The sequence below is a fragment of the Thalassotalea profundi genome (assembly GCF_014653195.1).
Taxonomy (GTDB): domain Bacteria; phylum Pseudomonadota; class Gammaproteobacteria; order Enterobacterales; family Alteromonadaceae; genus Thalassotalea_B; species Thalassotalea_B profundi.
Genome location: NZ_BNAH01000007.1, coordinates 129,340 through 152,104, shown reverse-complemented (window position 1 = coordinate 152,104; position 22,765 = coordinate 129,340). Strand labels below are relative to the sequence as shown.

Annotated in this window: 16 protein-coding genes and 2 pseudogenes; 2 read left to right on the top strand and 16 right to left on the bottom strand. The window is 34.2% G+C overall.

Going from position 1 to position 22,765, the window contains the following annotated elements; all coding sequences use genetic code 11:
• Positions 1–41: 41 nt before the first annotated feature.
• From IE155_RS10415 to IE155_RS10400, 4 genes are all read right to left on the bottom strand, one after another.
• Positions 42–371, bottom strand: a complete 330-nt coding sequence (locus IE155_RS10415; RefSeq protein ID WP_189378196.1) for a hypothetical protein — start codon at positions 369–371, stop codon at positions 42–44.
• 306 nt (positions 372–677) lie between these two features.
• Positions 678–2,738 (bottom strand): transglutaminase TgpA family protein, encoded by a 2,061-nt coding sequence (locus IE155_RS10410; protein ID WP_189378195.1) that lies wholly within the window; start codon positions 2,736–2,738, stop codon positions 678–680.
• Positions 2,731–3,735 carry a DUF58 domain-containing protein gene (locus tag IE155_RS10405; RefSeq protein ID WP_189378194.1) on the bottom strand — a complete coding sequence of 335 codons (1,005 nt, stop codon included), beginning with the start codon at positions 3,733–3,735 and terminating at the stop codon, positions 2,731–2,733. The genes IE155_RS10410 and IE155_RS10405 overlap by 8 nt, the downstream gene beginning before the upstream one ends.
• An 18-nt stretch (positions 3,736–3,753) precedes the next feature.
• The gene (locus IE155_RS10400) at positions 3,754–4,686 is read right to left on the bottom strand and encodes an AAA family ATPase (RefSeq protein WP_189378193.1); all 933 of its coding nucleotides are present in this window, start codon (positions 4,684–4,686) and stop codon (positions 3,754–3,756) included.
• A gap of 290 nt (positions 4,687–4,976) precedes the next feature.
• Here IE155_RS10400 and IE155_RS10395 point away from each other — a divergent pair, with 290 nt between their 5' ends.
• Positions 4,977–6,011: a M14 family metallopeptidase gene (locus IE155_RS10395; protein WP_189378192.1), complete on the top strand. Its 1,035-nt coding sequence runs from the start codon at positions 4,977–4,979 to the stop codon at positions 6,009–6,011.
• Here the strand turns inward: IE155_RS10395 and IE155_RS10390 are convergent.
• The 7 genes from IE155_RS10390 to sbcD form a co-directional block, all read right to left on the bottom strand.
• Positions 5,995–7,266, bottom strand: a complete 1,272-nt coding sequence (locus tag IE155_RS10390) for a glycosyltransferase family 2 protein (RefSeq protein WP_189378191.1) — start codon at positions 7,264–7,266, stop codon at positions 5,995–5,997. The two genes, IE155_RS10395 and IE155_RS10390, sit on opposite strands and share 17 nt — an antisense overlap.
• 36 nt (positions 7,267–7,302) lie before the next feature.
• Positions 7,303–7,875 carry a tRNA-(ms[2]io[6]A)-hydroxylase gene (locus IE155_RS10385; RefSeq protein WP_189378190.1) on the bottom strand — a complete coding sequence of 191 codons (573 nt, stop codon included), beginning with the start codon at positions 7,873–7,875 and terminating at the stop codon, positions 7,303–7,305.
• 154 nt (positions 7,876–8,029) lie between these two features.
• On the bottom strand, positions 8,030–11,968 hold the full coding sequence (locus IE155_RS10380) for a thrombospondin type 3 repeat-containing protein (RefSeq protein ID WP_189378189.1): 3,939 nt from the start codon (positions 11,966–11,968) through the stop codon (positions 8,030–8,032).
• Between the two features lie 95 nt (positions 11,969–12,063).
• Complete coding sequence (locus IE155_RS10375) at positions 12,064–12,678, bottom strand: hypothetical protein (protein WP_189378188.1); 615 nt, start codon at positions 12,676–12,678, stop codon at positions 12,064–12,066.
• Positions 12,679–12,859: 181 nt separating this feature from the next.
• A complete protein-coding gene (locus tag IE155_RS10370; RefSeq protein ID WP_189378187.1) occupies positions 12,860–14,413 on the bottom strand; it encodes an EAL domain-containing protein in 1,554 nt (517 codons plus the stop codon).
• 145 nt (positions 14,414–14,558) lie between these two features.
• Entirely contained in the window at positions 14,559–18,293 is a 3,735-nt protein-coding gene (locus IE155_RS10365) for an AAA family ATPase (RefSeq protein ID WP_189378186.1), read from the bottom strand.
• Entirely contained in the window at positions 18,290–19,558 is a 1,269-nt protein-coding gene (gene sbcD / locus IE155_RS10360; protein WP_189378185.1) for an exonuclease subunit SbcD, read from the bottom strand. The genes IE155_RS10365 and sbcD overlap by 4 nt, the downstream gene beginning before the upstream one ends.
• A gap of 117 nt (positions 19,559–19,675) precedes the next feature.
• Between sbcD and ybaK the strand changes: the two genes are divergently transcribed.
• A complete protein-coding gene (gene ybaK / locus IE155_RS10355) occupies positions 19,676–20,140 on the top strand; it encodes a Cys-tRNA(Pro) deacylase (protein ID WP_189378184.1) in 465 nt (154 codons plus the stop codon).
• 7 nt (positions 20,141–20,147) lie between these two features.
• Here the strand turns inward: ybaK and IE155_RS10350 are convergent, their stop codons facing one another.
• The 5 genes and pseudogenes from IE155_RS10350 to IE155_RS18155 form a co-directional block, all read right to left on the bottom strand.
• Entirely contained in the window at positions 20,148–20,390 is a 243-nt protein-coding gene (locus IE155_RS10350; RefSeq protein WP_189378183.1) for a hypothetical protein, read from the bottom strand.
• A gap of 60 nt (positions 20,391–20,450) precedes the next feature.
• Positions 20,451–20,669 (bottom strand): DUF6500 family protein, encoded by a 219-nt coding sequence (locus IE155_RS10345; protein WP_189378182.1) that lies wholly within the window; start codon positions 20,667–20,669, stop codon positions 20,451–20,453.
• Between the two features lie 24 nt (positions 20,670–20,693).
• On the bottom strand, positions 20,694–21,413 hold the full coding sequence (locus tag IE155_RS10340) for an SIMPL domain-containing protein (protein ID WP_189378181.1): 720 nt from the start codon (positions 21,411–21,413) through the stop codon (positions 20,694–20,696).
• Between the two features lie 43 nt (positions 21,414–21,456).
• Positions 21,457–21,888 (bottom strand): annotated as a pseudogene (locus IE155_RS18160) (methyl-accepting chemotaxis protein); the annotation flags it as partial.
• Between the two features lie 108 nt (positions 21,889–21,996).
• Positions 21,997–22,761, bottom strand: a pseudogene (locus IE155_RS18155) (PAS domain-containing protein); the annotation flags it as partial.
• Positions 22,762–22,765: the final 4 nt, after the last annotated feature.

Here is a 22,765-nt window from a genome sequence, read left to right as displayed (position 1 = left end):
TTATAAATTTATTGATAGAACAAAGAAAGTACTATTTGTTTTTAACGTATAAAGTCAAGGTTTTCTTGATAAAACTGCCCTAACACTGGCACTAAAAACTTATGACCTAAAACAGTGTGATAAATGGCAACAAACCAAAAAAATGCCACAACAAGATTAAGTAACCACCCAAACAGAGGAATAAAGGATAAAACGGCAGCCGTAACAATTAAGCCAAGTGATTGGCGTAAATGAAAACTTGCCAACGTTGAGTGATTTTTACCATATAAAACAATTGCAACCAACCACCCAACCAGAGTTAAATAACTGATTGTAGAAATAAATTTTGCCATATCATACTGTGTTTGACTATCTGAATGATAATGCGTCATAACGGTAACCTCATTGATAAAAGCTATAACTTAAAACTAGCGAATAATGAGTCACTATACAAATGTGAAAAAGCTAAAATTACCAAGTTTTAAGAAATAAATAGGTAAGCTATTACTTTATCTAACAATTTAGACTAAGACATTTTTAATCTAAAAGTAATGTTATTTATTCCTTTTACTATTCAATAATTACTAACAAATTATTCTAATAACAAGTATTAAAACATCAAAATATTACGGTTTTATGATGTACTGACTATGAGGTTTCTTCTTAAAATTAAGGTTTATAAAATGTAAGTGCCCAATTTATATTTCGTGTTTTATTTGCTGTCTTAATTGTTGATATAAGTGCTTTAAGTTTGTCAGTTCTTTTTTCTTTTCTTCTGAAGATAATGCTTGGTATTGAAGTTTTTTATAACCATCAACAAACCTAACTATTGCTAATTTAAAAGTAGGTTTCTTCTCAATAAATTTCAAAGCAAATTGATCAATTGTCATTGAACGGTTTTTAACTACTCCAACTTTAGTGGCAAGGCTCATTAACTGATACAACAACAAAGCAGTTTGTGAATGCTGAGATTTTTTATGCTTTATACGTAACACGATAAATATAACCACTAAAAATATCAGTAATAAACTTAAGGTGGCTAAAAAGCTTTTATACTCTGCAAAAAACAAGTAAATATGCTTAATCACATTGATTTGATCATTAATTGAATAGCCTACCACCCATTTTGTCCACTGATAATCAATCGCCTCAAGCATATAGCGGAGCTGACTAAACCATAAGCTAGTATTAAACGATGATAAAAAATCACTCGAAAGTAAACTTTGCTCTTGTTGTAAAGATTGAGAAAATCCTCTTTCAACTCGTTCAGGGCTTACGGCGGCTGTAGGATCTATTCGCTGCCATCCTAAACCTTTAATCCACACTTCACTCCATGCATGAGCATCTCTTTGATAAATACTAAAGTAGTTCCCTCTCTCGTTATATTCTCCCCCCATATACCCTAAAACCATTCTAGCGGGAATGCCTGCACTTCTCATTAAATAAGTAAAACTGCTGGCATAATGCTCACAAAATCCCGCTTTAGTATCAAAATAAAACTCAGCTAAGTTATTATTACTTAATAAAGGAGGGTTTAAAGTGTAGTGGTAATTTTGTTGATTAAATCGACTAAGTACAGCATTTACTAGGTTTAAATCATCTGAATATAATTCTCTTAGGCGTTTACCTTCAGCAACCAATTGCTGATTATTAGTAACTGAAACAGCTAAATTTCGTGAACGTACTTCACTAGATAATGGAGTATTCACTTGGTTGGTTAACGCAGACGTAACTTGATAACTAGTCACAGAGTTCAATATCTTTTCAGCTGATAAAGTTAAATTTACGTTTTTATTGAGTTTTTGTTGTTCGCTTGATGCATCAGTCATAACATTTAAAGCAAATAACCATTTCTGGTAACTTGGTTCAGCAATAATTTGATAACTAACAGTAGGTAATGTTGAAAGCCCTGAAATCAATGAGAGTTCAGCTTCTTCACGCTTAGGTTGTCGCTGCCAAGATCTATGATTTTTTTTCTGTTGATACCATTTTGAACCATCAAAGTCTTCCAAGACTAGAGTTCGCCAGTACATTTGCTGGTAGTTAGGTGGTGCTTGTTCAAATTCAACTCTAAATGCTAGTTTATTTGAAAGCGCTAAATTTGCGATATCTCCCACTTTAACTTCATCTGACAAACCTACTTCAGCATTTTTAGCTGATGGCATTTGCCAAAATGGTGCTATTTTAGGAAATCCAATAAACAATATAAGTGCAAGAGGTAAGCTTTTTACTAACGTTTTTGACACCTGTTTAGCTAAGGTTTTATAGCTTTCCGTTTGTTTAAAAGCACTCATCAATAACATAAAATTTGTCACTAGCACTAGCAAAATCAACAACATAAAATACAAAGATTGAATAAAAACTAAAGAGGTAACAAGAACAAATATTCCTAATAACACCTGAATATAAAAGTCTTTTTGCGCATGAATTTCTAGGGGTTTTAACAAATATGAGAACACTAATAAATGTACCATACTATTGAGTAAGCCCAGTCCTTTTGCTGAAAGTGCTAATAAAATTAGACCTGAGATAGACACTAACATTTTTATCAATTTATTTGGCTGACTGATAACTTTGAAGTAGATACAGCTTTGCCACAATACACTGATCACGATAAACGCAATTAGCCAGCTTGAAAGTTCTAATATTAGCAATAAACAATTCAATGCCAACGTTATCATTAATAAAAACTGGGTGTTTTTTGCTAAACTCCATTGAACTTGCTGTTTTTTAGCCGCTATTTCAATCGTATCATCCATATAATGCAATCTCTTTTAAACATAAATGGCTATGCGAAATTCCTTTATCTGGTGCTATTGTCTTTGTGTGTAATAGTAAACCAAACACTTGTTCTCGCTTTTGTAATTCAACGATTAAATAACTGAGCCAGCGTAATTGCTGTTCAATAGGTGCTTTAGGTAAAGCATCTAATGTCAGCCAATTAGGCGTGTTATTTTCTACACTGTCATAGTTTTTCGTATACCAACCTTGACCTCTTGCTACCTGTTTCCAAGCAACTTTAGCTAATGATTCTCCTTGTTTATAAGGTATCAACTCATTGAATTCATCCGCACCACTTTTAATAGTGAGTGTTTCGTTGGATAAGTCATCAGAATTTACATCTCTATTGTTTGATAACAATTGATCAATATTAATTTGAGGTGGTCGTTCTGGTTTAGGGTAAATTAATACAGAGATATTCAAATCAACACTAGTCCAGCACCTAAAAAGCCCCAGACCATAGTAGCTTTGTAGAATTAAGCGAGGTAACGAAAATAGCCCTCTTTTCTCAAGTTTAATAGGTATTAAACATGTTTCCTTAGATAAAAAGTCATTTTGTTTAATGATATTCTCTGAAGGTACTACCTTTGATTGAAAAAACAACTGATACGCCATTCGTTCTTTATTTGTTTCTAAACTAATAGGTATATCCAATGATGTTTCAGCAAAACCCCGTAAGGTATTTGTTTTGGCAGAAAGAGTTAAGTTCGATAAGTTCCTATAACTTTGCAACATCGCAGTCATAAATACGCTAGCTAATAAATAGCTGAGCAAAATAATTAAATTATTTTGATAATTGGTTCCTAGAATAAATAACAATAAAACAAAAAATAGATAAGCAAAACCAAACTTACTTGGGAAAATAAAGATATTACGGCCCGATAAGGTTTGCGTCGAATTTTTAGGTATGCGTTTAATTAACCAATATTCAAACTTAGCTTTTAACGTTTGTTTTAATCCTGTAAAAAAGCCCATTAATTTACACTCAAGGCATTAAGTTAATGAAGGGGATATTGCATCTACAGCATTTATTATTCGTTGCGAAGCATCGTTAATATTACTTAACGACATATCAAATACTGGGTTAAGTCTATGCTGGCAAACTGCTACAAATACCGCTTGTATATCATCAGGCAAAAGATGATCTCTACCTTCGATAAATGCCCACGCTTTTGCGGCCGATATTAATGCCTTTCCTGCTCTAGGAGATAATGGGTTTACGTCATACTCTCCTCCTCTACTTTGCTGTAAAAGAGCAACAACGTAGTCGAGCACAGCATCTGAAATATAAATATGTTGAACTTGTTTCTGTATTTCGATTAACTGCTCAGGGGTAATAAAAGCCTTTAATGTTCTAAAGTCTATCGCGCCAAAAGCATTAGTTAAAATCTTCTTTTCAGCCTCTATTGATGGAAAACCTAAAGAAAGTCGCATCATAAAACGGTCAAGTTGTGACTCTGGTAAAGAATACGTTCCCGAGTGAAATAATGGGTTTTGAGTGGCAATAACAAAAAATGGTTCGGGTAATTGATATGTTGAACCATCAATACTAACGCGACTTTCTTCCATAGCTTCAAGTAAAGCACTCTGAGTTTTTGGGCTTGCTCGATTTATTTCATCAGCTAATACTAACTGATTAAAAATAGGCCCCTTATGCAGTTTAAAGCTTTGTGTTTGCGTATCAAAAATTGATACACCAATAACATCGCTTGGCAGTAAATCACTAGTAAACTGAACTCGTTGATAACTTAAATTTAATGTAGAAGCTAAGGTATGAGCCAAGGTGGTTTTCCCCATCCCCGGTAAGTCTTCAATCAACAAATGCCCTTTAGCAAAAATACATGCAATAGCAAGTTTAACTTGTGTTTTTTTCCCAATAACTACTTGTTCAATTTGGTGGATCACAGAACTTACTAACTCATTCATACTACTGACCTTTTTATAAAATTTTATCAATTATCTTTCAGATTAAAACAGCCGTGATTTAGCATTTAAACGTTTATGATATAAAACTCTTTTTGTTGACCTTAATCAACACAAAAGTTCATTTAATTATGACATGCTAATGCTAAGTTAACAAAAAAGTCAGTCATTCTGTGTATTTTGATCAATTTAATTATCATTAGCGATTTTACCTAAACTAGCTAACGCATATTAATTTTACTGACTGTTGGTTCAACTAAATATAAAATTTTATGGTACTCGTTGGAAAGTTTATGGATATTGATTTTAGTGAAGTAACCTATTTAAAAAACCCTTGTGCTTTAACATTAAAAGCTGATTATCAACAATTTTTACTATCACTTAGTGGACCAACTATAATTGACATAAGCGGCATAAACAATGAGTCATGTCGTGTGATCACAACATTATTACACGGTAATGAACCATCTGGACTCATTGCAATTCACCGATGGTTAACTGAACACAGTGCATTACCGGTTCCTGAAACAAATATTCGTATCATTATTTGCTCTGTAGAAGCAGCTTGTAAATCACCTTTATTAAGTCATAGGTACTACCCTAATGGTCTCGATATTAATAGGTGTTTTAATACCAACGAAACGACAGGCTACTTTCAAAGAGCACAAATCATTAAACAAGCCATTTTAGAGGTTAACCCTGAATGTGTGATCGATCTTCATAATACACCTGGCTCAGGTCCTGCTTTTGCAGTTTGCACGATAATTACACCTGAAGTGTTATCATTAACGTCGCTTTTTTGCGATACCATCATACTTTCTTCACTTAAGATTGGCGGGTTAATGGAGCAAAACTTTAATTGCCCAATATTAACAATTGAATGTGGTAGTGCTCACGATGAGCAGTCTCACGAAACAGCATATCAAGGTATAAATCAGCTAGGAAATTGTTCTAGTATTTATCATTACAATCAAAAAACTGACGTTGATATTATTTCCAAACCTTTTCGATTTCAGTTAAAACCCAATGTAAACCTTTCTTATAGCGAACATGATGAAGGTTATGAGGGTGTTACATTAAAATCATCAATTGAGCAGTTTAACTTTGGACATGCTAGAAAAGATCAAATGATTGGATGGGTAGATGATCGAGGCTTAGATAACTTTCAATTATTAAATGATGCCTATGAAGATGTTTTAAATGAATATTTTACATTGCGCGATAATCAATTGGTTTGTGCAACGAATATAAGAATATTTATGGCAACATCAAATAAGGAAGTTGCTACGGATGACTGCTTATTTTATTTAGTTAAGAGTCATTATTAAGTGAATCACTATGTTTTGTTACCTCAGTTAACAGTTCAAATGGCGCGGAATTAATTGCACGTTCTAATGGTATATCTGGCCAATAATTATTTTTGGCAAAGTGGATAAATTTTAATGTTTTAAAGGCATCAAACCAAATATATAGTTGTTTATAGAATTGTTTTTTATTGCTTAATTTTTGTTGTTGAGCATTTTGTTTCTTAATGTAGCTTTCAAAACCTAACGATAATAACCCTTCTCTTGCTTCTTTAGATAACAAAACTAACCAATCTTCTATAGTTGAACAATAGTCAAATAATGTAGTAAAGGCACACAACACCTCTTTAAGTAAAATAAATACTTGAGGATGATAGTAACAATACTCTTTTTCTTGCGCTTGCAATGAAATAATTTGATTAACTGCAGGCCCTGTACCAAAAGGCACCCTATCAGAACATCTAGCAGTGAGTTTTATTATATGGTCTTTTAAAAATATAATATCACCAAGCTTTGCTAATTTATTTAATAGATAAAAATCTTCGCCCGCACTACGTTGTGGAAATCCCCTTACTTCAGCATAGGCTTTTGCTTTAAAAGATAGGATACTGCCAATAGTAAAAAAATTATACGAGGACTTTGCATAAGTTAGACCCGCGACATAGTACCGTAACGCTTGTTCATAAAGCGCATTAGCTTGATGTACTTTTAAATCTGGACTTTCATGATAAAAATTAAAGCAGGCACCTACAATTTTAGGGTAAATATCACTGCGCATTTCAGCTAAGCTATCAAAATAGCTTTCTGGTAAACTTGCATCTGCATCAGTTGAGCAAATCCAATCGGATTTTATTTTATTATCAGCAATTAATGCTAAAACAGTATCAACGCCCTGTTTACGCGCAGTTCCTACACCTTGTTTCTCAGGAATTGGCTGCGTAAAACTATCCAGTAAAAGAACAGATGAATTTCCCTTATCGCTTTTCACTAAGGTAAAAGACTCATTAGCCCAAATAATTTTTCCCATAGCACAAACATCCTGATGTAAGGTTTGTTGTGGGTATTTGTTAGTATCAGTATCAGGCTGATTAATCACCAAAACCATCAGGGTGTTTTGCTGTGCAAGAGACGAGTTTAAATAACCACTTACAAAGGTAGATGATTCTTTATAAGCGGGAATGACAACACTATTTACAAAGAAAATATCGTTTGGAAATCCATCTAAAGCCTTAATGCAGGGATCAGCATAATGGCTTAGGTATTTATGAATATTTTTCATCTAAGCATGTTTAGTCGAAAAAGTTTTAAACTGCACTTAATGTAAAGCCGCTCTAAAAGGCAGTTTGGCACATATTTCAGCTTCAGCTTCTAAAATCTCTTCTAAACGCTGAAACACTTCATCTTTATTAAAATATTCTAACGCTAACTCTACAAATAAGTTTTTATGCTTTTCTTCTGATTTGGCAATAGTGTGATAAAAGTCTTTTTCTTTACTTGCTGGTAATGCCTCTGCAACTAAAGCAAAACGCTCATGACCACGAGCTTCTATTACGCCAGCGACTAATAAACGATCAAGAAAAAATACGTCTTTCCCATGTCTAAAAAGTTTACGAATTTCCTTAATGTAGATGTCTTTTTCGTCATTAGACATTTCAATATCTCTGGCCTGCATAAGCTTTATTACTTGTTTGAAATGAATTAACTCTTCAATAGCAAGATCTGTCATTGCTCTGACAAGCGTTTTTCGATCTGGGTAGTGAGACAACATAGAAACCGCCATACCTGAGGCTTTTTTCTCGGCGGCAGCATGATCTTGTAAAAAGGAATCGAAATCAGCTAATACAGCATCAGCCCATTGAGGAGGAGTTTGATATTTTAATTCGAACATATTCAATATAAATTAATAGAAATAAAGTAATCACCTATTTTACACTGCAACTGTCTTTAATTTCATTAACTAAGTCAAATTTAACGTACAGTTATACGACAAAAAGTTCAGGTAGTTTAAATATACTACCTGAACTTTTTAAAATCGCAGAGACTTACTTACGCAGATATACTTGTTTAGTCATTGAAAGTAAACATAAAAACAACAACGCCAATAAGTTCAAACTACCCCCACTACTTTCAGTTTCAGGTGTTGTTTGTTCAGCAATTTCTTTATTGGGTATAATTGCTACAACCCCAGGATCAACCACTGTGCCATTTGCAATACCATCAGCATCATTTACACCGCCATCTTCAATTTTTATCAGTAAACACTGATCGCCTTGATTAATACCAGCTTGATATAAATTACTCGTTAGTGGTGGACATACCCCTTCAACTTGAATGGCAGAAGAGATAGTATTTTGTGCATCTTCAATAAAATTTTGCCAACCATTAGCCTCACTGTACTTACGATAAGTCGCAAATTGTGGAATTTCATCTACCAATGGAATGATAAAGGAAACAGAACGACCAAACGGCTTAATATCATGAATTTCAAAATCAAAGTATTCACTTTGATGGGTTAATTCATCACTTTCAACTAGTTGTGTATTAGTTATTTCTTGTGTGGTTAATTGCACACCATCAGACAATTGTAATTTGGCATACTTACCTAATGTGATCGTTAAACCTGGTTCAGTTTCCATTAACTTGGTCAGTGATGAATTAACATGTAATTGCTGAATATAACCTAAAGTAGATTTATCCATAAAGTCAGGGATACCGTCTTTATCAGAATCAGTAAAACCTTCAACACTATCTATAACACCATCACTATCTGTATCAGTAGCAGATAATCTTGGATAAGTATCAACTACAGGAATGCTTAAATGGCTCTCCTGTGAAAGTTCACCGTTACCATTATCAGTTACGGTTACTGACAGAGATAATAACCCTCCGTTAGCTTCTGGCAAGTTAATATTTTCAGCTTGCAAATACACTTTTAGCTGATTTGCACTCACTTGTGCATTTGCATATTCAGGAATATTCCAGCTAATTAAATGCTCATCTTCAATATTGGCATCCTTGATGATTAATGTGATGACTACCTCACCATTATCTTTGGCAATCGTAGTCACTTGTTGCTGTTGAACAACAGTTAAATCAACATTAGGTGCTAAATTTTGGTCACTAATTGTCACTGTATGTGCTCGTTGAGCACCTAAATTAACATTATTATCTAGTGTCAAAATTAACTGTTCATCATTTTCTGTTTGATAATCTTGTTTGATAAAAATATCAATATACCCTTCTGTACCCGACTCAATAGTAACAGCGCTACTATTAATTGAATAATCTAACGTATCAACTGTTCCAGTAATATCAAAAGGTATAACTACAGGATAATTAGGAGAAGTACCTGAAAGATATACAGGCACACGTATATAATTCCCCTCAGCTGTAAATTGTTGTAATTCTACATTCACTAGTGGATAAATATTAATAACCTGTTCTACTGTTGCAACATTACCTGCAGCGTCTTGTGCGCGCCAGGTAATTGTGTTTTTACCTGACGGTAAATTCATCACATCATTTTGTAAGCCTACAGGTGTTATTTCACAGCATGCATCGCCATCTTTAGCATCATTAGCCACTAACTGACTGAAATCTCTTAATTGATCTAAGGTAACTTGGGTAAATAAATGCACTGCGTTAATTTGCATTACTTCTGGAGTTGAAATAACAGGTGCATAATCATCAGCTAAAGGATTAGTTTGATTTAATTCTTCAGTGGCATTACTAACACCATCTTCATCAGTATCTAAATTAGCATCGTCTGCATTGAACGGATCAAAACCATACTCAATTTCAAAAGCATCGCTCATACCGTCATTATCATCATCTAAATCAGCATTATCACCAACGCCATCATTATCTGAATCGATAGACTCATTAGGGTCTAACGGTAAAATATCTAAATAATCTAAAACACCATCACCATCATCATCGGTATCGTATACGTTACCAATACCGTCACCGTCAGTGTCAACGCTTTCTATTGGGTCAAGTGGAAATGCATCATCAACGTCTAGTACGCCATCATTATCATCATCACTGTCTGCATTGTTACCTATGCCATCGTTATCATCGTCACGTTGTTCATTAGGGTTTAATGGAAACAAATCAAGGTGATCTAAAACGCCATCATTATCATCATCAGTATCAAGTACATTACCAATACCATCGCCATCGGTATCTTGCCACTCAGAAAGATCATTAGGGAAAGCGTCTAAAATATCTATATGACCATCATTGTCGTCATCACTATCAGCATTATCACCAATGCCATCTCCATCAAAATCGTAAGCTTCACTACTATTTAACGGAAAGGCGTCTTGGCTATCGATTACACCATCGTTATCATCGTCTGTATCAGTATTATTGCCAATACCATCAAAGTCAGTATCTAACCATTCAGCACTGTCTAGTGGGAAGGCATCATTGCCATCAATAAATCCGTCATTATCATCATCGCTGTCAGTGTTATTGCCAATTAAATCACCATCGGTATCAACACTTTCGTTCGCATTTAATGGAAAAGCATCTTCAGCATCTAATACGCCGTCATTATCATCATCAGGATCGGTATTATTACCAATGCCATCATTGTCAAAGTCTCGCCATTCAAAACTATCTAGCGGGAATACATCTTCAGCATCAACAAAACCATCATTATCATCATCCGCGTCTGAATTATTTCCAATACCATCGCCATCGGTATCTGTGCTTTCTAACGCATTAAGAGGAAATGCATCTAAACTATCTGGTACGCCATCATTATCATCATCTGTGTCAGCTAAATTAGCAATGCCATCACCATCGGTATCAGTAGTTTCATTCATATCTAATGGATCAGGATCAGACACATCAGGAATGCCATCCCCATCGTCATCAGTATCCGTATTATTTCCAATACCATCACCATCTGTATCTAATGTTTCCGTACTATCAAGCGGAAATGCATCTATGCCATCTTCAATCCCATCACCATCATCATCGGTATCAACGTTATTACCTAATCCATCGCCATCGGTATCAAGAAAGTCATTAGCATCTAGCGGAAAAGCATCATTAATATCAATAATGCCATCGCCATCGTCATCCGCATCAGAATTATTGCCAATGCCATCGCCATCGGTGTCCGTTGTTTCAGCTGGATTTAATGGAAATGCATCTACAGCATCTAATACACCATCACCATCGTCATCATCGTCAGCATTATTGCCTATACCGTCTAAATCGGTGTCATACCATTCATTCGCATCAGTAGGAAAGGCATCAATATTATCTAAAAAGCCATCACCATCATCATCACTGTCTGAGTTATCTCCAATGCCATCACCATCTAAATCGTTAAATTCATTTGGATCAAAAGGAAAAGCATCATCATTATCGAGTACTAAATCATTATCATCATCAGGATCAGCATTATTACCAATACCATCGCCATCATTATCTTTGCTTTCATTAGGATCTTTAGGAAATGCATCATAAAGGTCGATAACTAAATCACCATCGTCATCAGTATCAGAATTGTCTCCAATTAGATCACTATCAGTATCGGCCCATTCGTTAGGGTTTAAAGGAAAAGCATCGGCTTGGTCGAGAAAGCCATCATTATCATCATCAGTATCCACCGAATTACCAATACAATCGCCATCGGTGTCTAACCATTCACTAGCTATTTCAGGGAACGGGTCATAGTAATCAATAACAGGATCGCCATCATTATTATTGTCGGCAACATCTGGAATACCATCACCGTCGTCATCGGTATCAGCATTGTTGCCTATGCCATCTAAATCAATGTCATACCATTCAGTTGGATCGTTAGGAAAAAGATCTATGGTGTCATCATATCCATCGCCGTCAGTATCTACAGTCGTTATTGCTGGCGCAGGACATGCTGCTACCGCAGCTGCATAGGCAGAAGAAGAACTCAAGTAGATAGCCATTGTTATAGAAATTGCTATGAATTTTTTAGTTGCCATTTTATCTCCACTGCTTAACGGCTTAATAAAAGCTTATTAGAGGATGTCTAAAGCTCGATGATTCAGTGTTGTAATAAGTATAGTGCTAATTAAAGTTAATAACCTACTTGGTTAAATTTATGGTCAACACCAATATAAATTGAACTCATATCACCAAATTCAGACACTTCTGGTTGGTACCTAACACCAAAGACAAGAGAGGTATTACGAGAAAAACTATAATGCAAAGCCATTCCTATTAAAGGATTTACATCGCCTTTCTCAGAGAAAAATTTTGCTTCTTGTAGTTCCGGCCATGTAAATTTATTTTCTGTCATAACAACCGCAGCACCCACTTGATATTCAACCGTTAAACTATTTATAAATTTATTATAGCTTTTTATCTTATGACGATAACTGACTATCCCCTCAACATTATTAATATCAAAAAATAGCTCATCGTTATTCCATGCTACAGAAAGATCTTTATAACTTGAGTAGCCAAGTTGCCAATAAAAATTACTCTTTCTAGTGAAATTATCTGCAACATAAAATGAAAAACCCTTAATTTCCGATTGATCACCTTGATGTAGATTAAAAGAAAAATCAGTGGCATTTGCAGTAAATACAGTAGTTAAATTTGCAATCAGGAAGAGAGAAATTGCGGCAAATTTTTGCCACATGGTACAAGTTTTACCTGTAGTAAAATGTTTTGAAGAACTTGTATTCATAATGAAAGCACCATTAAATTGACATTATTTCTTGTTAAGATTTTCAAATGCAAAAAACGAACCAAAAACCATTTTTATGATGCTTTCTCATAAACATTAATGATTGTATAACGTGTTCAGTTAGCCGCTAATTAGGCGATAGAAGCGAAATAGAAAGAAAAATCAAATCCTAAGGGGGTTATTACCTTTTAAAAAAGTCAAACTTGCTATTAACCAATAAATAGGTTTTAAAGTCTTTGATTGGTAGTGCTTTCACGTAATGCCAACCTTGGCAAAACTCTATATTCATTTTCATTAATTCATCAACTTGCAGTTGGTTTTCAACACCTTCTGCAATTATATTGGCATTAAGTTTATTTGCTATTGCAACAATATTTGGAATTAATGTAGATCGTATCGAACCTGTTTCAACTTCATCAATAAATGACTTATCTATCTTTAACGTATCAATTTTTAACAATTTTAGCTGTGATAAATTAGAATAACCGGTACCAAAGTCATCTATCGATACTTTAATATTATTTTCTCCCAATAAATTTAACACTTTATCTAAGCCACTAAAATTAAGCTCTTCATCTTCAGTAATTTCAAAACAAATTTGTAAATTTTTATTGATATCGCCTAACAAATTTGAACTTTTTAAAATATTGCCATTATTGACATCTTTAGGAAAAATATTTATCGAAAGATAAAATGGCCCGTCTTTACTAGTAAGTAATTTGAAATCCTCCAAACTCTTGTTAATTAGACATTCTGTCATCTCCCAAGACTTATTTAAATCACTTACGACAGGAATAAACTCATCAGGATATAATGCGCCCATATTATCTTCAAAACGGGCCAGTAATTCACAACCAATCACTTTACCACTCTTCAATTCAATAATAGCTTGATAGTATGGAATAAAGCGGTTGTTTTTAATGCCCCTTCTCACACGCCTTTTTGTACTACGAAGGTATTGATAATAAAGCTCAAACAAATGAATACTTGAAACACCTGAGAAAAACATGATGATGATAACAAGAAATATAAATAAGCTTGGAACATCATTAAACTCAATATAGTTACGCTGTGAAACAGCAAGACAAACATTACCTTGATTGCCGCATAATTCGATTGAATGAGATAAGAATCCTGAGCTTGTTACAACTTCAGTACTGTTTGCATTATTTTGAAATAAATTATTAACCCCATATAAGTGGGAGATTTGGCCATTTTTTCTAGCAACTATCTGATATTGAATATTTTTATCATGTTCTTTTAGTATTCCTTCAAAAGAAAGTACAACATTGTAATTTCCTTTTTGAATAAGTACGCCAGAAATTTTACTCTCAAAAGTTTTTAATGCTTTATTAACCCAAATACTATAACCATTAATAATAAGGTTAGGTTCAGACTCTTTGATTGGTTTTTCTAATATACCGGCCCCAGTTGTACATACTAAAAATCCATCTTTAAAAAAGCCAATATCTTTAATATCATTGGAATTAAATTGTTCCTTCCTCATATTAAATAAGTTAGCCTTTGAACATTGGCTAAAGCCCAGGTTATTCAACCTATCTACTACGTTATAGCTTTGCGATATGGTGTTTTCTAGATCGAGAAATAAGCGCTCTCCCACTAAAGTCAGTTTATTTATTAAAAAGCTGGAATATAAAACATAAATAACAATTAAACTAACTAACATTCCAACAAAAAATGATAGCGGCTTTCTTATATTTGAATTACTCAACATTTTCACTTCTTATGGATTAAGTTATTGTTATATCGTTCGATAATCATTTTAGAGTTTTTAATCTAAAACCCAAAGTAATTCCAGTATTAATTAAATATATGCTTATTACAGAAAGCTAATTGATGACAATAAACCAAAATAAAGTTTATACCTTGTAACAAGCTTCCAATTCGCTAACGCCAAGCCCGCTACATTTTTTCACTTTAATTTGTACCGCAATTCGATCTTTTAATGTATCAACATGACTAATAACACCTATCATTTTTCCTGTAGCATTTAAATTATCAAGAGCATCTAGCGCCACTTCTAGCGTGTCATTATCTAACGTGCCAAAACCTTCATCTAAAAATAATGAATCAATACTTGTTTTAGCACTAACCAAATCAGAAAGTGCTAACGCTAACGCTAAGCTAACTAAAAAGCTTTCACCGCCCGATAAAGTTTTAGTCTCTCGGACTACATCAGCTTGCCAAGTATCTAACACCTCAAGAGTTAACGCATCTGACAACTGACTTTGTAACTGATAACGGCCATATAATCGTTCTAAATGTTTATTAGCTAGGTAAACTAAGTGCGACAAAGTCAGTCCCTGAGCAAACTTTCTAAACTTAGCCCCATCTGCTGAACCTATTAATCCAGATAAATGTGCCAGATCATCAACAATAACTTGCTGTTCGCTAATTTTAGAAATTAAGGATTTTTGTTGTTCTTTTTGTTTTTCATCGTAACTTAACGTTTGAGATAATCGCCCTTGTTTAATTTGGCATTGCTTTAGCTTTTCTGTAATGTCATTCAATGCCAGCTTCAATTTATCAATATCAAAATCAACAACCCCGCTATTTTTAAGTTGTTTTTGTTGTAGCTCTAATTTATTTGATTGTTGAGTATATTGCTCTATTAATGAAAGAGTTCTGTCTTTATCTCTTGCTAATTCCTCAACTCTGAATTTGATACTCTCTTGTTGCTCTACAGGTAAAAGTGCCTTTAAAAAGTCACTTTCTGTCAAAAAGCCACTATTGGTTAATGCTTCATTCCACGTATTTTCAGTATCTTCAAGTTCTGGAATTAAAAGTGCTAATTGCTGGTCAATACTCGTCAATTGCCCTTGGTGATGTTGTACTTTTTGTATTGCTTGTTGATAGTTTTTTTCTAAAATTTCTCGTTCAGCAATTGCTGTTTTTTCTTCATTAATAATATTTTTTCGTACTTGAGATACATCTTGATGTCCAAAAATATTATATCTTTGCTGTTCTGCGCTTTTTAATTCAAGCGCTAATAAATCTAATTGTGTTAATATTTCAGTAAGTTCCAACTGATATTGATTCTGTTGAGATTGATCAACAGCTAATTGTTGTTCAATTGCCGTCAGTTCAGTTTTATGCTGCTCCTGTTCCCTTAGTATTTCTTGATAGGCTGAAACTCGCTGTTTATTTTCTTGATGCCATTGCTCAAATACCTCCTGGCTTACTAACGTACTTTCATCTTGAAAAATATTACTTTCTGTTGTTAATACCAGCCCTACTTCTGATGACAATAATCGTAATTGCTCTTTTATGTTTGCGTGTAAGGTTTCTTGTTGCTCAGCAATTGAATCACAATTTTGTTTATTAACCTGTAATAGCGTTTCTATTTCCTTAATACTATTTTGACTACCAGATACGTTTTTATCATTTTCATTAAGAATATTTTGTACTTGCAATATTTCGGCATTAATTTTCTGTAGATCTTGATAAAGGGTTTGTAATTTATCGAAAATACACTGATTTTGAGCAAAGTTAGTTTCAATTTCCGTCAATTGTAAAATATCGACATCAATAGTTAAATTTGCCTGTTGAACTTGCCATTTGCCTACCAACTGCTCTAATTCTTGCTGTTTATCTTTGCTTTGCTGTTGCCATTGAGCCAACTCAGTTGTTAGTTTTGTTAATAGTGTACTTGCTGATTTTCCTTGAAGCTCTAAATCAGACAAACTGTTATTGAGTTGACTTAAGCGTTGTTGATGCTCACTTTGATCTTGTTCACCTAATTGTTCATATTCAGTAATAGCAGGATGTTCTAATGAACCGCATAGTGGGCATGCATGCTCAGGTTTCAGCTCTTTTCTGTGTTCAACTAAAGATAAAATTAATTTTTGTTGTTCAATAATTAAAGCGACATCATCACGTTGTTGCTGAGCCTCTCGATACTGAGTTCTTAGTTTCGCAACATCGATATCAACTATTGCTATTTGTTGCTCTTGTTTCGTTATTTTTTCAGTAAGTTGAATAACCTCACCGTGTATTTGAGAATATCGACGTGATATTTCAAGTAATTGAACTTGTACTGAATATTGTCCTTGCATTTCATTTAACTGATTACTCAGTGCTTGTTCATTTTCCAAGTTATATTCACGCAGTAATCTTGCTTTACTATCAGTTAAGTCGGAAACTTGTTCCGTATTTTTCTCATATTCTGCTATTAATTTTGCGTGTGTATGTTGTTTGTGTGCTAAATCATTAATTAACGTCGTTTCTTTTTGTTTAAACTGTATAGTATTTTGTTCAAGCTGTTGAATCTCATTATGTTGCTTAAACAAATACTGATACTGATTTTGCCAAAGAGGTAACTTTTCCGGCAACAAACTCACAAATGAATTCTGTTGGAGATAGGTTTTTTGGTATGCAAGTTTATCTTCCAATCGTTTGTGGGTGTCAGACTTATTTTTGATGCAGTTATCTAGAACTTCTTTAACTTCTATCTGTTTAGTCTGTTTATCTTTTAATAATGCTAGTTGTTTATGAAGATCGTTAATTTTGCCGTCTAAAGGAATAACCTGCTCTATTATGATATTTTCAATATCAGTATTTATCTGCTCTTGTTGTTTTATATTTTGATCAAAAACCGCCAACGTATGAGTTAGCTCATCTGCTGTTTTTTTATCTTGGTTACAAGCATTTATAAGCAGTTCTTGCTCACTTAAACGTTTCTGACGTTGCAGACGTTTTTCCTGATAAATTTCATAGCTACGGCGAATTTTTTCAGCTGGCTTTGAGCGTTCAAGTAAGTCAAAATCTAACTTTGACTCTGTTTCTTTTTGCTCAATTAAGTGTAATCGATGGTTAGCACTATCGAGTTGTTGCTGGTTTTCATTAGAATTAATTTTCCATGTTAACGCCTGTTGCCATAATTGTTGCTTTTTTAACAAGTCTTTTTCTTCATCGCTAATAGACGAAAGTTCATTGGTTAATTCAACTCGCTCTGTTTCTTCGAGTAATTTTACTCCCTGGCTTTGTGCTCGTAATAAATTAAGTGCTTCATTGGCGCTTTTATAATTTTGAAATACTTGTTGTGAAATAGTGCCGTATATTTCAGTACCTGTTAGCTCTTCTAATAGTTCTGCACGCTCATTAGCAGGTGCATTTAAAAACGCAGCAAACTGCCCTTGAGATAACATCATCGACTTAGTAAAACGACTAAAATCTAAACCCGTTATTTTAGCTACCTCACTACGTACTTGAGATACTTTAGTGGCGAGCACTTTACCTTCAATAGTTGCAAGTTCGGCTACAGGTTTTTGTAAGTTTCCTTGTAAACTCCCTTTTGCTCTACGTTGACTCCAAAATGCTCTGTAGCCTTGTCCTTTAACGTAAAACTCAACTTCGGCTAAACAACTAGCAGTATGTCGAGTCATTAACTGGTTTTGCTTATCTGAAACAGTCAACCGAGGTGTTTGATGATAAAGGGCTAAGCAAATTGCATCTAATATAGTGGTTTTTCCAGCCCCCGTTGGCCCTGTTATCGCAAATAGCCCGCTGCTATCAAATGGGCTTTGTGTGAAATCTATTTTCCATTCACCTTTAAGTGAGTTAATGTTTTCAAAACGTAAGCTTAGTATTTTCACACTTTGTCTCCATCACTCAACTCATCAAGCTCAATAGGCCGTTGAACCTGCTCTACAACTTGAGCAAAGAGCGTTTGTAAACGCTCTTTTCTTGCAACTTCCTCTTGTGTTTGCCAGTGCTCTTCTGCCAAACGTGTTTCAAATACATCGGTTAAACTTAACTCATTCAGGGTGATTTTTTTCTCATGACTCACCATTTTTTCACGTGAAGCCTTGGCTCGTCTAACTAACAAGACTTCAACAGGTAAGGATTTAATAATGTCCTCAATTCTAACCGTTAAGTCTTGCAAATATTCAGCGCTATTAATTTCAATATCTAACCAAATACACTGCTCTTTATTCTCCAACGGTGTATTACTTACCACGCTTCCAATTTGCTCAGCAAGATCATCAATACTCGTTTTCACCATAAGTAAAGGTTGAAAACGAGGAATAGTTAATTCTGTTACTTGTGTTAATACGGCTTGTTCAAATTCAGCAATCAAAACACATTTTTCTTGCTTTGCTTCGTCAAAACTTAATGGAATGGGCGAGCCGCAATAACGAATATGCTTTGATTTTGCTACTTTCTGACTCTTATGAATGTGCCCCAAGGCAATGTAGTCTGCCGGAGGAAAAGCATTCGCATTGAAAGCTTCTAACGTTCCAATGTATATATCTCGAACAGAGTCACTCGTTGACACGCCAACAGTAGTTAGATGTCCTGTAGCAATAATAGGCACATTACCATCAGCTTTTAATTTGGCTTCTTTAAATAGCTTTTTATAATGCGCAGCAATAGCTTGTTGAAGCGACTCTTGTTTTTCACTTGCTGATTGACCAGATTGACTAGTAATAATGTCTCTTGGTCTAATAAAAGGTACTGCGCAAACAATAGCGCCCAAATGACCTTTATTGTCTTTTAATTCAACTATTTGATCAGATGTAATACTGCTAGCGCTAGCAATTACCGTACATGACATTTGTGATAATAAATGCTTTGCTTCATTTAACATAGCAACAGAGTCATGATTCCCTGCAAGTAGTACTAATTGGCAATTGAGTTGTTGTAATTTAACAATAAAATCAAAATATAATTCTCTAGCATAACTCGGTGGTGTACCCGTATCAAAAATATCACCAGCCACTATTACTGCATTTATTTTTAACTCGCTTACTTTTTCAATTAACCAGTTAATAAACGCTTGATGCTCTTTAGCGCGGCTTTTGCCATAAAAATATTGGCCTAAATGCCAATCTGAGGTATGCAGTACACGAAAAGTCATATATTGTTATTTATTATCAAAAAGTCATTTATTATTGATGAGAGTTTAACGCGTAATAACGCTCAATATCTACGACAAAAGTTATTATTTATCTGACATCTAGGGAACGTTTGTTTTATGACCCCCGCAATAAAACTACTTGAGAAACAAAAAATCAAACATACACTCCACCATTATCAACATGAAGTTAATGCAAAGTCTTATGGTCTTGAAGCTGCTGAAAAAATGTCTGTTAATCCTGGACGTGTGTTTAAAACCTTAGTGATTGAAAGTGATGATAAATTGGCCGTTTGTATCATACCTGTAATTGAACAATTATCATTAAAGCTTGCGGCTAAAACGTTAAAAATGAAAAAAGCACACATGGCACCAGCACAAAAAGTTGAAACAACAACCGGCTATGTTTTAGGTGGAGTGAGTCCCTTAGGACAAAAAAAGCGCTTACCCACATTAATTGATAAAAGCGCGACAACCTTTGACACTATTTTTATTAGTGGTGGTAAACGTGGTTTAGAAATTGAAATATCCGCAAATGATCTCAAAAAATTATGTAACGCCACTTTATGTATATTAATTCAATAAGCTTACTTTACTTATCATCACCAAAAAACAATTCAAATAGTTCAACGAGAAGAGGACCGCCTTTAATAGCGTCTTTTCGATTATCTTTAGCTGCCTGATGTGATTGAGCTGCAGCTTGAGGTTGACCAATTGACGCATAGTAGTCACCTGCTTTAGCTTGAATAGCGGCCCTTTTTTCTAGATCCGAGCTAGAGACACAACCTGAAAGGACAAATACAAAAACACACATTAAGGATGTAACTTTAACCATAAAAACTCCATTTAACATTTAATTATATATTCTGAAACTGAATTAACTAACTCAGGTTACTTAGCTTAACTCGTTAACCATTTCCTTAATTTTTACTGCTTTTTCGAAATGATCTAACTTGTGTGTTAGTATCCACCATTGTGCTACTTCAAACAATAATTCTGGATCATCATTTTTATTAGCGAAAAAAGCATAAAATGATAAGCCTACATTTTCACCTTTTTGCTTTATTTTTTGATTACATACATCAATTATCTTTTGTTTTAAAGAATATCTCATATCTGCCTTTTGGTAATTAACAAGTTAATCCGACAAATAATATTCAATCGTAGAAACTACTCGTACCATTTTTATATGTGGATTATTTTTATCTCTTGCTCGAATACTAAATTGTCCTTGTACTGCCTTTTTTATTTTCCCCAATTTACTGTCTGAATCAGAAGCAAATTTCTCAGCTACCTCTCTAGCTTTTCGAGTGGCTTCTTCAACCATATCGGGCTTTACATCATTAAGGCGTGTAAATATATATTCTGTTTGTGATTGATAATTATCGCCCGTAAATACAATACCCTGCTTACCTAATTCAGATAATGCCCCCATTAACTCTCTTACAATACCTATTTTTGTAGAATAAACCGTAACCGTTTGCATTGCGGTATAACGGTATTGATATTGATTTGAACTTCCATATTGTTGTGCCGATTTATCTGTTATTGCTGGAGCTGAAAAGCTAATTTCATTTACATCTATACCTTTATCAGTTAAAAAAGCATTAATTTTTGTTGTACTAGTTTCAATAGCATTATATAGAGCATCTAACTCATTACTCGCAGCTATAAATTGTATAGGCCATAATACGATATCAGCTTTAAACTCTTTCTCAGAAAGCCCTTTTACAGTAATGGTACGCTCATATTGTTTATATTCAATGACGGCATTAGCCAATAAAAACCCAAGCGTAGTCAAGCCAAGAAATATGAACAGACCTAAAATAGAACTACTTAATCTATTTGTATTTTGCATAACAATTCTTACCTTATTTACTCACATAATGATGAGCCTTCAATTATAAATTCTGATTAAATTGAGCGATAGCATCAACAACTTGTTTAGCGCCTTCTTGTATTTCGTTCATCACTTCACCTGCTTCATTAGAAAGTTGTAACGCTTTATCAGCTTCTTTCATACTTTCTTCAATAAGTGAAACAGCACTTTCTGTTAACTTCTTATTTTCACTTACTACACCAATTATCTCTTCAGTAGCCGTACTCGTTCTTGAAGCAAGTTGCCTAACTTCGTCAGCAACTACAGCAAAGCCTCTTCCTTGCTCACCTGCTCTTGCCGCTTCAATAGCCGCATTAAGTGCTAATAAATTAGTTTGATCGGCAATACCTCTAATACTATCAACTAACTGAGCAACTTTCTGTGACTGAGTGTCTAATTCGAAAATTCCCTTACTTGCCCCTTCCATTTGATTTGAAAGATGTCCCATTGTTTCAATTGTTGAATCAATAACATGAATAGCATTTAATGTACTTTTATCGGTCTTTTGTGACACTTCATAAGCTATTGCTGATGTTTCGGACATCGCAAGCTCTCTATTAATTTGATCAGTGATAACTGTCGCAAATTTAACAACTTTATATAATTCCCCACTATCATCGTGAATAGGGTTATAAGATGCTTCGAGCCAAACTACATTCCCATAGCTATCAATTCTCTTGAATCGATCGGATACAAACTCCCCTGCCCGTAATCGTGCCCAAAAGTCTTGATACTCTTTAGAATTAACATCCGCTGGATCACAAAAAATGCTATGATGTTTACCAACAATTTGTTCCGCAGTGTAGTGCATCCCCTTAAGAAAATTTTCGTTAGCTTTCAATATATTGCCTTCTAAAGAAAATTCAATTACCGCAGATGAACGTGTTAATGCAGCTAACATGTCCTTATGCTCCCTAGATTGGGTAATATTTTTAGTCGCTTCTCTTGCATATATAGCTAGCGATGATTGCCCATTTCTAGGCTGTATTACAGTGCGAAACCATACATCATTATCATTTTTATCTTTCAACTGCATAGAACCGTGCCAATGTACGCCCTCTTTAATGGCATTAAGCATTTTTTGGCAAACATCACTTTTAAGAGATTTTGGATGAATTAACTCTTCAAGACATCTACCTTTTATTTCATGTTCACTATATTTACAAGCGTCTAAAAATAATGCGTTTACTTCAATTATCTTTCCATTAAAGTCTGTCGAAAAGTAAGCTAATTCAGCTCTTAGATCTTTTTGAATATCATGAAATATTGCCAACTCACTTTCTAACACTTCAATTTTTGCTAAATATTTACCCTTGCCAAATAGCATATTT

Excerpts from the sequence above, each read along its gene's own strand:
- IE155_RS10375 (WP_189378188.1), bottom strand. The coding sequence starts at position 12,678 with ATGAATACAAGTTCTTCAAAACATTTTACTACAGGTAAAACTTGTACC.
- ybaK (WP_189378184.1), top strand. The coding sequence starts at position 19,676 with ATGACCCCCGCAATAAAACTACTTGAGAAACAAAAAATCAAACATACA.
- IE155_RS10410 (WP_189378195.1), bottom strand. The coding sequence starts at position 2,738 with ATGGATGATACGATTGAAATAGCGGCTAAAAAACAGCAAGTTCAATGG.
- IE155_RS10345 (WP_189378182.1), bottom strand. The coding sequence starts at position 20,669 with ATGAGATATTCTTTAAAACAAAAGATAATTGATGTATGTAATCAAAAA.
- IE155_RS10405 (WP_189378194.1), bottom strand. The coding sequence starts at position 3,735 with ATGGGCTTTTTTACAGGATTAAAACAAACGTTAAAAGCTAAGTTTGAA.
- IE155_RS10390 (WP_189378191.1), bottom strand. The coding sequence starts at position 7,266 with ATGAAAAATATTCATAAATACCTAAGCCATTATGCTGATCCCTGCATT.
- IE155_RS10370 (WP_189378187.1), bottom strand. The coding sequence starts at position 14,413 with ATGTTGAGTAATTCAAATATAAGAAAGCCGCTATCATTTTTTGTTGGA.
- IE155_RS10415 (WP_189378196.1), bottom strand. The coding sequence starts at position 371 with ATGACGCATTATCATTCAGATAGTCAAACACAGTATGATATGGCAAAA.
- sbcD (WP_189378185.1), bottom strand. The coding sequence starts at position 19,558 with ATGACTTTTCGTGTACTGCATACCTCAGATTGGCATTTAGGCCAATAT.
- IE155_RS10395 (WP_189378192.1), top strand. The coding sequence starts at position 4,977 with ATGGATATTGATTTTAGTGAAGTAACCTATTTAAAAAACCCTTGTGCT.
- IE155_RS10400 (WP_189378193.1), bottom strand. The coding sequence starts at position 4,686 with ATGAATGAGTTAGTAAGTTCTGTGATCCACCAAATTGAACAAGTAGTT.
- IE155_RS10385 (WP_189378190.1), bottom strand. The coding sequence starts at position 7,875 with ATGTTCGAATTAAAATATCAAACTCCTCCTCAATGGGCTGATGCTGTA.
- IE155_RS10380 (WP_189378189.1), bottom strand. The coding sequence starts at position 11,968 with ATGGCAACTAAAAAATTCATAGCAATTTCTATAACAATGGCTATCTAC.
- IE155_RS10340 (WP_189378181.1), bottom strand. The coding sequence starts at position 21,413 with ATGCAAAATACAAATAGATTAAGTAGTTCTATTTTAGGTCTGTTCATA.
- IE155_RS10350 (WP_189378183.1), bottom strand. The coding sequence starts at position 20,390 with ATGGTTAAAGTTACATCCTTAATGTGTGTTTTTGTATTTGTCCTTTCA.